Here is a 12,605-nt window from a genome sequence, read left to right as displayed (position 1 = left end):
TCGACCGGGGTCGGCGCTGGGTACGTTAGGCTTCCGCCCCTAGTCGTTCTGCTGCCTTGACCAAGGCCCATTGGCCGAGCCGCGCGTTGCCGACCAGCCGGGAGGAAGATCGGCGATCTCGTCAAGGTCGGTGTGGCGCTCGACGACCTCCGCCATCGCGACCACGAGCACTTTCGGCATGTCGATCGGTGCGCCATCTGTAAACGCCCATGAATGATCGTCTTCATGATGTGTTGCGACGAGAACCGGGTGCCCCGCGAGCACCGAGCGGCAGGTAACGCAGGCAACATCAGGTGCTTGATCAAACTTCCAACGCATCGTCAGCCTTCGCCAATGTAAAAAGCCCGGCGCTTGCGGGCCGGGCTTCTCTATTTCTCGCCGTTTCTTACCGGATTACTTCACGTTCAACGCGACGGCGATCTCGCCGGCAAGCCGGGCATTGTTCTCGACCAGCGCGATGTTGGTCTCGAGGCTGCGGCCCTCGGTCATTTCAAAGAGGTTGCTGAGCAGATAGGGCGTGACCGCCTTGCCGGTGATCTCGTCGTTCTCGGCATTGTCGAGCGCGCGGGCGATATAGATTTCCATCTCTTCGCGCGGGATCTCGGCAGCTTCCGGAACCGGATTGGCAACCAGCATGCCGCCTTCGACGCCGAGCAGCTCGCGCATGGTCTGGAAGTTGGCGATCGCGGCCGGGCTGTTCAGCATCAGCGGGCTCTTGAGGCCGCTGTCGCGTGACCAGAAGGCCGGGAAGATTTCGCTGTCATAGGTGACGACCGGAACGCCGCGGGTCTCGAGCACTTCGAGCGTCTTCGGAATGTCGAGGATCGCCTTCGCGCCGGCGCAGACGACGATGACACCGGTGCGGGCGAGTTCATCGAGGTCGGCGGAGATGTCAAAGGAGAGCTCGGCGCCACGGTGCACGCCGCCGATGCCGCCGGTCGCAAAGACGCGGATGCCGGCGCGGGCAGCAGCGATCATCGTCGCGGCGACGGTGGTCGCGCCGGTGCGGCGCTCGGCGATCGCGAAGGCGAGATCGGCGCGCGAGACCTTCATCGCGCCCTGGGTCTTGGCCAGTTCTTCGAGTTTGGCATCGTCAAGGCCGATATGCAGTACGCCATGAATGACGGCGATGGTCGCCGGCACGGCACCCTGTTCGCGGATGATCGCTTCAACGCTGCGGGCCATGTTCAGGTTGCCCGGGTAGGGCATGCCATGGGTGATGATGGTCGATTCCAGCGCCACGATCGGCGCGCCACGCGCCTTGGCGGCTGCGACCTCGTCGGAATATTCCATCGGCAGGAAGGGGGAAGCGGGTTTGGTCATGGTCTTTCCTTGGGAGTTCTGCTGGCAAATGTCATGACAGCATTTGGGGCGTGGGCACAAGGGCCAGCGCCTGTTCGAGATTGGCCGCGGACATCTCTTCGGATGCGGCCAAGGGAGAACGCAACGTCAAACCGGCGGCTGCGATGCCGTGCCGCAGGCAATCGGCGATATCGCGGCCGGCAAGGCGGGCGGAAAGGAAGCCGGAGGCGAGCGCGTCGCCGGCGCCGGTGACGTCGGCAAGGGCGGGCAGGGCCGGCGGCACGACGACACAGGCGCTATCGCCCTCGAAGGCAACGACCGCACGGCCGCCCCGGGTCACGACGCCTCCGTTGATGCCGAGACCGCGCAACAGGGCCGGCCATTCTTCCGCCTCGGCCGCCTCCTTGCCGGTCAGCGCCCGCGCCTCGGATTCGTTCATGAACAGGAACGAGAGATGCGAGAGGCACGGCCGGTAGCGGATGACCTTGGCCGGCGAAACAGCGATGCCGGCGACGAGGCGGCCGTTGCCGGCAGCCGACTGGGCAAGTGCGGCGATCGTTTCTTCCGGCAGGTTGGCGTCGGTCAGCACCAGCTTGCTCGCGGCGATGACCTCGCGGAGCGCCCGCCGCTGCAACTGCCGTGGCGAGAACAGCCGGTAGAGTTCCATGTCGGCGAGCGCAATCACCAGATTGCCGTCGTTTTCGAGGATCGCCGTATAGCTCGGCGTCTGGCGGTCAAGAAAGGTGAGGGGACTGTCGATGACGCCAGCGGCGGCCGCGGCTGCGGTCACCATCTCGCCGGCCGCATCACCGCCGCGGGTGCTGATCATGCGCACGCTGTGGCCAAGCCGCGCCAGGTTGCGCGCGGCATTGAAACCACCGCCGCCCGCTTCTTCGAACCAGCTTCCCGGATTGCTCGACCCGGGCGCTGTCGTTCCCGATATACGGCCGCGCCTGTCGATATGCGCGCCACCGAAAACGGCGATGTCAGCTTGCGTCATGAATGTTCCTCTGCTTGGCCGATCGGCCGAATATCTGTTGGCATCCTGCAATGCCGCGTCGCGAAGCGCCACGCGCCCGACCTGCTCAAAGTCTCATGCGCAGGCGAATCGGCCGAGCCTTGCCGGGCAGGTTCGAAGGGCTTGCGCCAACATTCGAAAACTCTGGTTTCGTTCCGTGAACAAGAATCGAACGTATCGTTGAAAGCTATTGTTTTTCAATGTGTTGTCGCGCTCTTGCAAATACGGAACAAAACATGTACAAAAACTCCTGCGGCGGCTTCATTGCCTCGGTAGCTTCAATAACCTAAAGGTGGACCAAATGGCACAAAACTCTTTGCGGCTCGTAGAGGACAAATCGGTGGATAAAAGCAAGGCGCTTGAAGCGGCACTTTCCCAGATCGAACGTTCGTTCGGTAAGGGATCGATCATGAAGCTCGGTGGGAAGGACAGCATCATTGAGATCGAGACGGTTTCGACCGGCTCTCTCAGCCTCGACATCGCGCTCGGCATTGGCGGCCTGCCGAAGGGCCGCATCGTTGAAATTTACGGCCCGGAAAGCTCGGGTAAGACGACGCTGGCGCTGCAGACCGTCGCCGAAGCACAGAAGAAGGGCGGCATCTGCGCCTTCGTCGATGCTGAACACGCGCTTGACCCGGTTTATGCCCGCAAGCTCGGCGTCGATCTCGAAAACCTCTTGATCTCGCAGCCCGACACCGGCGAACAGGCGCTTGAGATCACCGACACGCTGGTGCGCTCCGGCGCGATCGACGTTCTCGTCGTTGACTCGGTTGCAGCGCTCGTGCCGCGCGCCGAAATCGAGGGCGAAATGGGCGACAGCCTGCCGGGCATGCAGGCCCGCCTGATGAGCCAGGCGCTGCGCAAGCTGACGGCGTCGATCTCCAAGTCGAACTGCATGGTCATCTTCATCAACCAGATCCGCATGAAGATCGGCGTCATGTTCGGTTCGCCGGAAACCACCACCGGCGGCAACGCGCTGAAGTTCTACGCCTCGGTTCGCCTCGACATCCGCCGCATCGGCTCGGTCAAGGAGCGCGAAGAGGTCGTCGGCAACCAGACCCGCGTCAAGGTCGTCAAGAACAAGATGGCCCCTCCCTTCAAGCAGGTCGAATTCGACATCATGTATGGCGAGGGCGTATCGAAGACCGGCGAACTGGTCGACCTCGGCGTCAAGGCCGGCATCGTCGAAAAGTCTGGCGCCTGGTTCTCCTACAACAGCCAGCGTCTCGGCCAGGGCCGCGAGAACGCCAAGACGTTCCTGCGCGACAATCCGGATCTCGCGCGCGAAATCGAGACGGCGCTGCGCCAGAACGCCGGCCTGATCGCTGATCGGTTCCTCGAGAATGGCGGTCCGGAAGCGGACGACGGTGACGAGCCGCCGGAAGCATAAGCCGCTCGGTCCACTGAGGTTACCAGAAAACCGGTCGTCCCGTGGGCGGCCGGTTTTTTGCTGGCGTCTGGACAGTCGGATATGTGAGCGATAAAAGCCTTTGGTTCCGGCGACCCAGCGCGTTGGAGGGTGCGGTCACCACGGGTGGCCGCAGGGTTTAGGGACAATGGCTTAGTGGCGCGGCGTGGGCCGGACCCGGGCCGGAATCGGTGCTTAAGAATAGGACGCAAGATGAGCGGCGTGAATGAAATCCGGTCGACCTTTCTCGACTATTTCCGCAGGAACGGTCACGAGGTCCTGTCGTCGAGCCCGTTGGTGCCGCGCAATGACCCGACATTGATGTTCACCAATGCCGGCATGGTGCAGTTCAAGAACGTCTTCACCGGCCTGGAGCAGCGTCCCTATTCGACGGCCGTTACGGCACAGAAGTGCGTTCGCGCCGGCGGCAAGCACAACGACCTCGACAATGTCGGCTACACCGCGCGTCACCACACCTTCTTCGAAATGCTCGGCAACTTCTCCTTCGGCGATTACTTCAAGGAGAACGCGATCGAGCTCGCCTGGAACCTGATCACCAAGGAGTATGGCCTCGACGCCAAGCGCCTGCTGGTCACGGTCTACCACACCGACGACGAGGCCTTCGATCTCTGGAAGAAGATCGCCGGTTTCTCCGACGACCGCATCATCCGCATCCCGACCAGTGACAACTTCTGGGCCATGGGCGATACCGGCCCCTGCGGCCCGTGCTCGGAAATCTTCTACGACCACGGCGACCATATCTGGGGCGGACCTCCGGGCTCGGCCGACGAAGACGGTGACCGCTTCATCGAGATCTGGAACCTCGTCTTCATGCAGTACGAGCAGATCACCAAGGAAGAGCGGGTCAACCTGCCGCGTCCGTCGATCGATACCGGCATGGGCCTCGAGCGTCTCGCAGCCGTTCTCCAGGGCGAACACGACAACTACGACATCGACCTCTTCCGCGCGCTGATCGCGGCTTCGGAAGAAGCGACCGGCGTCAAGGCTGAGGGCGACCGTCGCGCCAGCCATCGCGTCATTGCCGACCACCTGCGTTCGTCCGCCTTCCTGATCGCCGACGGCGTGCTGCCGTCGAACGAAGGCCGCGGCTACGTGCTTCGCCGCATCATGCGTCGTGCGATGCGTCACGCGCAGCTGCTGGGCGCCCAGGATCCGTTGATGTGGAAGCTCTTGCCGGCACTCGTCGGCCAGATGGGCCGCGCCTATCCGGAACTGGTGCGCGCCGAAGCGCTGATCTCCGAGACGCTGAAGCTTGAGGAAACCCGTTTCCGCAAGACGCTGGAGCGCGGTCTCAATCTGCTGTCCGACGCATCTGCCGATCTGTCTGAAGGCGACCAGTTCAACGGTGAAACCGCCTTCAAGCTCTACGACACCTACGGCTTCCCGCTCGACCTGACCCAGGACGCGCTGCGCGCCAAGGGCATCACCGTCGACACCGACGCCTTCTCGGTTGCCATGGAGCGCCAGAAGGCCGAAGCCCGCGCCAACTGGGCCGGTTCCGGTGAAGCTGCGACCGAGACCATCTGGTTCGAGCTCAAGGAAAAGCACGGCGCGACCGATTTCCTCGGCTATGACACCGAGACCGCCGAGGGCGTGATCCAGGCGATCGTGCGCGATGGCGCTGTCGTAGCAACCGCCGCCAAGGGCGACACGGTCCAGGTGGTGCTCAACCAGACGCCGTTCTACGGCGAATCGGGCGGCCAGATGGGCGATACCGGCACGATCACGACGGAAAGCGGCAAGCTCACCGTCACCGACACGCAGAAGCGCGGCGAGGGGCTCTTCGTCCACTTCGCGACCGTGGCCGAAGGCACGGTCAAGACCGGCGACGCCGCCCAGCTCGACGTCGATCACGCCCGCCGCTCGCGCCTGCGCGCCAACCATTCGGCCACGCACCTCCTGCATGAGGCGCTTCGCGAAGTGCTTGGCACCCACGTGGCCCAGAAGGGCTCGCTGGTAGCGCCGGAACGCCTGCGCTTCGACGTTTCTCATCCGAAGCCGATGACGGCGGAGGAGTTGAAGGTCGTTGAAGAGATGGCCAACGAGATCATCGTCCAGAACACGCCGGTGACCACGCGTCTGATGAGCGTCGATGATGCGATTGCCGAAGGTGCGATGGCGCTCTTCGGCGAGAAGTACGGCGATGAGGTTCGCGTCGTCTCGATGGGTCGCGGCATCCACGGCTCCAAGGCCAACCGCGCTTATTCCGTCGAACTCTGCGGCGGCACGCACGTGTCTGCCACCGGTGACATCGGCCTGGTGCGCGTCGTCTCGGAAAGCGCCGTCGGCGCCGGCGTTCGTCGCCTCGAGGCGCTGACCGGTGAAGCGGCACGCGCTTATCTGAACGAGCAGGACGAGCGCGTGAAGACGCTCGCCAACACGCTGAAGGTTCAGCCGGGCGACGTGCTCGGCCGCGTCGAGGCGCTGCTCGACGAGCGCCGCAAGCTGGAACGCGAGCTGACTGAGGCCAAGAAGAAGCTGGCACTCGGTGGTGGCGGCGAAGCGGGTTCGGCCGATGCCGCCCGCGAAATCGCCGGCGTTCGCTTCCTCGGCAAGGTCGTTTCGGGCGTCGAGCCCAAGGATCTGAAGAGCCTGGCCGATGACGGCAAGAAGAGCCTCGGCTCCGGCGTCGTTGCCTTCGTCGGCGTTTCCGGCGATGGCAAGGCAAGCGCGGTCGTTGCCGTGACCGACGACTTGACCTCGAAGCTCAGCGCCGTTGACCTCGTTCGCGTCGCATCCGCCGCTCTCGGCGGAAAGGGCGGCGGCGGCCGTCCCGACATGGCCCAGGCCGGCGGTCCGGATGGCGACAAGGCGGCCGAAGCGATCGAAGCGGTGGCCGTCGCACTCGCCGGCTGATTGGTACCCGCAGCAGAATAGGAAAAGGGGCGTCCGTTGCGGCGCCCTTTTTGTTTGCATCGGGCAGGGCTTGTGTAGCTTCACGCTCGCGGTCCCGCGAGCCCCCTCCGGTCGTGCGTGTCATACCCCGCCGGATCACCAGCCCACACGAACAGAGCCTCGGCGCCTCGGACGGTCAAACCGGGGTCCTATATCGCGGAAGGCTCGTACAAATCTCAGTCGAAGCACGCCCGCAACTCCGCAGGATTTGTCAAATTGATCTATGGTCTACCCATCCGTGAGCAAAGCGCGAAAGGTTGGACATGGAAGAGCGGGTAGCGTGGGCGACCTATGAACGGCGTCTGCACCGGGTCAGCGACTACATCTACGGTCATCTCGACGGCGATCTCGACCTTGATCGCCTTTCCGAGATTGCCTGTCTGTCGCCGCACCATTGGCACCGGATCTACCGGGCCGTTCACCGCGAGACGCTGGCAGGAACGGTGAAGCGGCTGCGGCTGCAGCGGGCAGCGGCCGATCTCGCCCAGACCGATCTTCCTGTCGAAACGATCGCGCAGCGCTCTGGCTATCCCAATCTGCAATCCTTCAACCGCACCTTCAAGGCCGCCTATGGGCTGCCGCCGGCGCGATACCGCAAGGAGGGGAGCCATGTCGCCTTTGAAACCGCTTCAACGGAAGGAATTCCAGACATGTATGAAGTCACCCTGAAGGACGTCGAAGCCTTCGACCTCGTCGGCGTCGCCCACACCGGCTCCTATATGGAGATCGGCAAGGCGTTCGAGACGCTTTATGGCACCCTCTTTTCACGGCAATTGTTCCGGCCGGACATGGAGATGATCGGCATCTACCTCGACGATCCGGAACTGGTGCCCGCGGAAAAACTGCGCTCCTTTGCCTGCGTCAGCGCGCGCGGACCGATGCCGGCGGAGGCGCCGTTGACCCCGCAGCATCTCGACGGCGGCCGCTATGCGGTGCTTCGCCACAAAGGCCCTTACGCGGATATGCCGAAGGCCTACCAATGGCTCTACGGCACATGGCTGCCGCAGTCCGGCCGCGATATCCGCGACAGCCTGATGTTCGAGAAATATCTCAACAATCCCCGCGAAGTTGCGCCGACCGAACTCTTGAGCGAGATCTATCTGCCTTTGAAGTGACAGACACCCGAGCACACACCCGCAATTGACGAATCAGTGTCCGAGCGGCACCTTTTGGTTCGGCGTGGCCTGCGCCGAACCTCCAAAGATCGTCCCCAGCACGATCCTTTCACGGAGGCAAAGGGACTTCAGTCTCGGGTCGCAATCTCGGTCCCACCGTTTCGGGTCCGGTTGTTGGGGAACTTGCCCGAGACGCGAAAGGCCCTGTGATGACTGAAAACCGAAATTTCAAACGGCGCGTTCGCGCCCGTGCCGCCAAGACCGGCGAATCCTATACAACTGCACTCATGCATCTTCGCCAGGCGTCGGCGGAAGACTTGGTGGCGCAACCAAGATTGCTGCGCCTGGCCGTGGCGCAATCCGGCTATTTCGACGATCCCCGCGATGCGGCGGCCCTTCACCATGCCGGCGAAGGGATCCGACACCTGATGCGGGAGGCGCATCGGGCCGGGGCGCGGGTGCTGCATTTCCCCGAGGGCGCGACGTGCTTTCCGAACAAGCGCATCATGTCGACGATCGGTCCGCGCGAAATAGGCCAGTCCGATTGGCGCCGTTTCGAGTGGACGGTTCTGCGCAAAGAGCTTGATACCATACGGACGTTGGCGCGGGACCTCGGCCTATGGACGGTCCTTGGATCCGTTCACAAGCTCACCGAACCGCATCGCCCGCACAACAGCCTCTATGTGATCTCGGACAAGGGGGCGGTCGCGACACGCTACGACGAGCGCATGCTGTCGAACACCAAGGTCTCGTTCATGTACACGCCCGGAACGATCCCTTTGGCGTTCGAGATCGACGGCGTCCGCTTCGGCTGCGCGCTCGGCATCGAGTGCCACTTTCCCGAGCTTTTCATCGAATACGAACAGCTGAACGTCGATTGCGTGCTGTTTTCGACCTCCGGCGGCGCTCTGGCGAACGACATTGCCTTTGCCGCCGAGGTGCAGGGGCATGCTTCAATCAATCGCTATTGGGCGAGTTTTGCGGTTCTCGCGCAGCCCGGCCTGACGGCTCCTTCAGGGATTGTTTCGCCCGACGGGCAATGGGCGGTCCGATGCAGCGGGGATGGACCATCGATCGTCGTGGCGGATATCGGCAGGGACCCCGTCGATCCGGCCCGGCCATGGCGCCGGAGCGCGAGAGGCGGGATCTACGACCCGCATATCGTCAGCGACGATCCGCGCAGCAGCAGCCGCGACATGTTCTAGCAGTCGCTGCCGGTAGCATGGCCGCGCTCGCCTTGAAGTCGTGCGAGTACCGGCTGCAGTCCGGCGCCGATCCGCGTTCCGGAATTTTCATTGGTCCAAAAAAGAAACCCGGCGCGAGGCCGGGTTTCGTTGTCTCTGGGACTGGAGCCTATCAGGCAGCCATGGCCTTCTGCAGGTTCTCGTCGATCTTGTCGAGGAAGCCGGTGGTCGAGAGCCACGGCTGATCGGGACCGATGAGGAGCGCCAGGTCCTTGGTCATGAAGCCGGCTTCGACGGTGTCGACGCAGACCTTCTCAAGCGTTTCGGAGAACTTTGCGAGTTCGGAATTGCCGTCGAGCTTCGCGCGATGAGCGAGACCACGGGTCCAGGCAAAGATCGAGGCGATCGAGTTGGTCGAGGTTTCTTCGCCCTTCTGGTGCTGGCGGTAGTGGCGGGTAACCGTGCCGTGCGCGGCTTCGGCTTCAACCGTCTTGCCATCCGGCGTCATCAGGACCGAGGTCATCAGGCCGAGCGAGCCGAAGCCCTGGGCGACGATGTCCGACTGCACGTCGCCGTCGTAGTTCTTGCATGCCCAGACGTAGCCGCCGGACCACTTCAGGGCCGAGGCGACCATGTCGTCGATCAGGCGGTGTTCGTACCAGATCTTCAGTTCCTTGAACTTCTCGGCGAATTCGGCGTCGAAGACCTGCTGGAAGATGTCCTTGAAGCGACCGTCATAGACCTTGAGGATGGTGTTCTTGGTCGACAGGTACACCGGAACCTTGCGCTGGATACCGTAGTTGAACGAAGCGCGCGCGAATTCGGTGATCGAATCGTCCAGGTTGTACATACCCATGGCAACGCCGGCCGACGGTGCGTCGAAGACGTCGTATTCGATTTCCTTGCCGTCTTCGCCGACGAACTTCATCGTCAGCTTGCCCTTGCCCGGGAACTTGAAGTCGGTGGCGCGGTACTGGTCGCCGAAGGCGTGACGGCCGACGATGATCGGCTTGGTCCAGCCCGGAACCAGGCGCGGAACGTTCTTGCAGATGATCGGCTCGCGGAAGATGACGCCGCCGAGGATGTTGCGGATCGTGCCGTTCGGCGACTTCCACATCTTCTTCAGCTTGAACTCCTCGACGCGGGCTTCATCCGGCGTGATCGTGGCGCACTTGACGCCGACGCCGTGCTTCTTGATCGCGTTGGCAGCGTCGATCGTTACCTGGTCTTCAGTAGCATCGCGGTTTTCGACGCTGAGGTCGTAATATTCCAGATCGACGTCGAGGTAGGGATGGATCAGCTTGTCCTTGATGAACTGCCAGATGATGCGGGTCATCTCATCGCCGTCGAGTTCGACGACCGGATTGGCGACCTTGATCTTTGCCATGAATATGCCTCGTAGCTTATGCGGGACAGCGGGAGCGATGTCCCTTCCTCTCTGAAAAATCCTGTGCCCTATAGCACTCAGAACCGACAAGGCAAAGCATGCTTGGCTGAAACTTTGGATGGAGGTGGAGACGGACCTCGGACGGCTCTTCGCCACCGCTTTTCGACGCCTGCTTTCGTCGCGCCGGCCTTGCAAAGATCGCATCTGCCGCTATGCAGGAAGAACCGGCGAAGGCGGCGCGCGTCCACAGGCGGCCGCGGGACAAGCAAAGGCTTCCGATGGCACTTCGTTCCCGTATGCGCGATTGGCTTCTTGCCAACGATCCGGCCTTCTCCCGCCTGCGGCAGGCCTCGCGCATCACCGCGACCATCGTCGTTTCCATCCTGCTGCTGATGGCGTTTCATTACCTCGTCGCACCGCTGCCGCCGGCCGCCTTCGGGCTTGCGGCGTCGCTGTCGATCGAAGGGGGACTGGCGGTGCGCGATCGCACCATTGCCGGCCAGCGGCTCACCCGCATCATCGCCGTCCTCGTCGGCGTTTCGATGGTGGGGCTTGCGTCGGTTCTCGAGAATCACCGCTACGTTTCCGACGTCGTCTTCCTGCTGATCATCTTTCTCGCGGTCTATGGCCGCTCCTTCGGCCCCCGCGGTTTTGCCGTCGGCATGTTCGCCTTCATGTCCTATTTCACCGGCGCCTATCTGAGGCCCACGCTCGACCAGTTGCCAGCCCTGTTCTTCGGAGCGGCCGTCTCGGCCACCGTCGCGCATCTCGTCCGCACGCGGCTGTTGCCGGATGATCGCTATCGCGACCTCCTGCGCGCCACCGCAAGCGTGCAGCGTCGCGTAGACCAGATGCTGCTGCAACTGGCGGAGATCGCCCGCAAGCCCGTTCTGTCACCGGCCGATCGTCGTCAGCTGCATGCGGCCGAAGAGCGTCTGAAGGAAGCGGTGCTGATGGCGGAAAGCTTCATTCCGACGGAAAACCGGCGGCCGGAACCGCAGCCCGGCCTTACGACCTCCGACCTCGTCATCAACCTCTTCGACCTGCATCTTGCGGCCGAAAGCGTGATGGTCGTCAGCTTCCAATCGATGCCGCCGCCGGCACTGGTGGAGGCGATGGTGGCGCGCGACGGCGGACGGATCGACGCGGAGATCGCGCGGCTCGGCGATGCCGCTCCGCGCCGCGAAGAAACGGTGAAGGCGCTGCTGTGGCTGCGCAACGTCCGGCAAAGGCTCGCCCGAAGCCTTGCAAAGCTGACGCCGGCCGATCTGGAAGAGCCGCCACTGCACTTGAGCGGCGTTGCCGCCCGCTGGAGGCCGTCGCTGAACGATCCCGCCTTGAAGGCGGCGATCCAGATCACGCTCGCTTCGGGCATCGCCATGGTGTTCGGGTTGATGCTGTCGCGGGAGCGTTGGTTCTGGGCGGTGCTTGCTGCGTTTCTCGTCTTCACCAACACGCGCTCGCGTGGCGATACGGCGGTCAAGGCGCTGCAGCGCTCGGCCGGCACACTGTTTGGCATTGTGGTCGGCATCATCGTCGGCACGCTGGTAGCCGGCAATATCTACCTGGTGCTGCCGCTCAGCGCACTTTGCGTCTTTCTCGCCTTCTATTTCCTCGCCGTCTCCTATGCGACGATGACCTTCTTCATCTCCGTCGTTCTGTCGCTGGTCTATAGCCTGATGGGCGTGCTGAGCCCGCATCTGCTGCAACTGCGCCTGGAGGAAACCATGATCGGCTCGATCGCCGGTGCGGCGGTCGCCTTCGTCGTGTTTCCGACGCGCACCCGCACGACGCTCGATGCCGCCGTCGCAACCTGGTGCGACGAACTCAAGGGCCTGCTGCAGGCGGCGCGGGACGGGGCATCGGGTCTGGTGCTCATTACCCGCTCGCAGGCGCTCGACCGCGCCTATCGTGACCTGGCCGCCGCCGCAAAGCCGCTCGGGCTTCCCTGGCAGTTGGTGACGCGTCCCGGTCATGTGCGCCAGGCGCTGGCGATCTTCATGGCCTGCACCTACTGGGCACGGGTTTTCGCGCGGCGTGTCGGCACGGATGCGGCGCTGGAAGGAACCGATTTCAAGGCGGACATCGACGCCAATCTCGCGCTCGTCCAGACGGTGCGCGACAAGGCCTCGGCCTATTTCTACCAGGTCGGCCGGATCGGTGCGCCGGTCGATCGCCACCTGCCGATTTCGAAGGACGATGCGGAGCTTGGTCTGGAAATGATCGGGGTGTCTCTCAACCGGCTTCATTTGTAGTGGACTTTAATTTCGCCCGC

The 12,605-nt window shown here is 63.2% G+C and carries 9 protein-coding genes; 5 read left to right on the top strand and 4 right to left on the bottom strand.

Features of this window, described 5'->3' with window-relative positions; genetic code table 11:
- Window positions 1-39: 39 nt before the first annotated feature.
- From BLU15_RS00415 to BLU15_RS00405, 3 genes are all read right to left on the bottom strand, one after another.
- A complete protein-coding gene (locus tag BLU15_RS00415; protein ID WP_090293868.1) occupies window positions 40-318 on the bottom strand; it encodes a hypothetical protein in 279 nt (92 codons plus the stop codon).
- A 75-nt stretch (window positions 319-393) separates the two neighbouring features.
- Complete coding sequence (locus BLU15_RS00410; protein WP_034794581.1) at window positions 394-1,323, bottom strand: pseudouridine-5'-phosphate glycosidase; 930 nt, start codon at window positions 1,321-1,323, stop codon at window positions 394-396.
- A 31-nt stretch (window positions 1,324-1,354) separates the two neighbouring features.
- Window positions 1,355-2,302, bottom strand: coding sequence for a carbohydrate kinase family protein (locus tag BLU15_RS00405; RefSeq protein WP_090293867.1), 948 nt, complete (start codon window positions 2,300-2,302; stop codon window positions 1,355-1,357).
- A 319-nt stretch (window positions 2,303-2,621) separates the two neighbouring features.
- On the opposite strand from BLU15_RS00405, the gene recA reads away from it, so the two are divergent.
- The 4 genes from recA (at window position 2,622) to BLU15_RS00385 (ending at window position 8,964) form a co-directional block, all read left to right on the top strand.
- On the top strand, window positions 2,622-3,710 hold the full coding sequence (gene recA, locus BLU15_RS00400; protein WP_043614579.1) for a recombinase RecA: 1,089 nt from the start codon (window positions 2,622-2,624) through the stop codon (window positions 3,708-3,710).
- Between the two features lie 231 nt (window positions 3,711-3,941).
- The gene (gene alaS / locus BLU15_RS00395; RefSeq protein WP_090293865.1) at window positions 3,942-6,605 is read left to right on the top strand and encodes an alanine--tRNA ligase; all 2,664 of its coding nucleotides are present in this window, start codon (window positions 3,942-3,944) and stop codon (window positions 6,603-6,605) included.
- 302 nt (window positions 6,606-6,907) lie between these two features.
- Window positions 6,908-7,759, top strand: a complete 852-nt coding sequence (locus BLU15_RS00390; protein WP_060585072.1) for an AraC family transcriptional regulator — start codon at window positions 6,908-6,910, stop codon at window positions 7,757-7,759.
- Window positions 7,760-7,968: 209 nt separating this feature from the next.
- Entirely contained in the window at window positions 7,969-8,964 is a 996-nt protein-coding gene (locus BLU15_RS00385; protein ID WP_090293864.1) for a carbon-nitrogen hydrolase family protein, read from the top strand.
- Between the two features lie 151 nt (window positions 8,965-9,115).
- Here the strand turns inward: BLU15_RS00385 and BLU15_RS00380 are convergent, their stop codons facing one another.
- Window positions 9,116-10,330: an NADP-dependent isocitrate dehydrogenase gene (locus BLU15_RS00380; RefSeq protein WP_090293862.1), complete on the bottom strand. Its 1,215-nt coding sequence runs from the start codon at window positions 10,328-10,330 to the stop codon at window positions 9,116-9,118.
- Between the two features lie 278 nt (window positions 10,331-10,608).
- Here BLU15_RS00380 and BLU15_RS00375 point away from each other — a divergent pair, with 278 nt between their 5' ends.
- Window positions 10,609-12,585, top strand: coding sequence for an FUSC family protein (locus BLU15_RS00375; RefSeq protein ID WP_060520789.1), 1,977 nt, complete (start codon window positions 10,609-10,611; stop codon window positions 12,583-12,585).
- Window positions 12,586-12,605 lie beyond the last annotated feature (20 nt).

The sequence above is a fragment of the Ensifer sp. YR511 genome, from assembly GCF_900103045.1.
GTDB classification, from domain to species: domain Bacteria; phylum Pseudomonadota; class Alphaproteobacteria; order Rhizobiales; family Rhizobiaceae; genus Ensifer; species Ensifer adhaerens.
The sequence above is the reverse complement of the archived record's forward strand: the minus strand, read 5'-3'. Positions and strand labels throughout refer to the sequence as shown.

What these genes read in the sequence shown, in the direction of transcription:
- recA (WP_043614579.1), top strand. Translation starts at nt 2,622, where the DNA reads ATGGCACAAAACTCTTTGCGGCTCGTAGAGGACAAATCGGTGGATAAA.
- BLU15_RS00410 (WP_034794581.1), bottom strand. Translation starts at nt 1,323, where the DNA reads ATGACCAAACCCGCTTCCCCCTTCCTGCCGATGGAATATTCCGACGAG.
- alaS (WP_090293865.1), top strand. Translation starts at nt 3,942, where the DNA reads ATGAGCGGCGTGAATGAAATCCGGTCGACCTTTCTCGACTATTTCCGC.
- BLU15_RS00380 (WP_090293862.1), bottom strand. Translation starts at nt 10,330, where the DNA reads ATGGCAAAGATCAAGGTCGCCAATCCGGTCGTCGAACTCGACGGCGAT.
- BLU15_RS00415 (WP_090293868.1), bottom strand. Translation starts at nt 318, where the DNA reads ATGCGTTGGAAGTTTGATCAAGCACCTGATGTTGCCTGCGTTACCTGC.
- BLU15_RS00375 (WP_060520789.1), top strand. Translation starts at nt 10,609, where the DNA reads ATGGCACTTCGTTCCCGTATGCGCGATTGGCTTCTTGCCAACGATCCG.
- BLU15_RS00385 (WP_090293864.1), top strand. Translation starts at nt 7,969, where the DNA reads ATGACTGAAAACCGAAATTTCAAACGGCGCGTTCGCGCCCGTGCCGCC.
- BLU15_RS00405 (WP_090293867.1), bottom strand. Translation starts at nt 2,302, where the DNA reads ATGACGCAAGCTGACATCGCCGTTTTCGGTGGCGCGCATATCGACAGG.
- BLU15_RS00390 (WP_060585072.1), top strand. Translation starts at nt 6,908, where the DNA reads ATGGAAGAGCGGGTAGCGTGGGCGACCTATGAACGGCGTCTGCACCGG.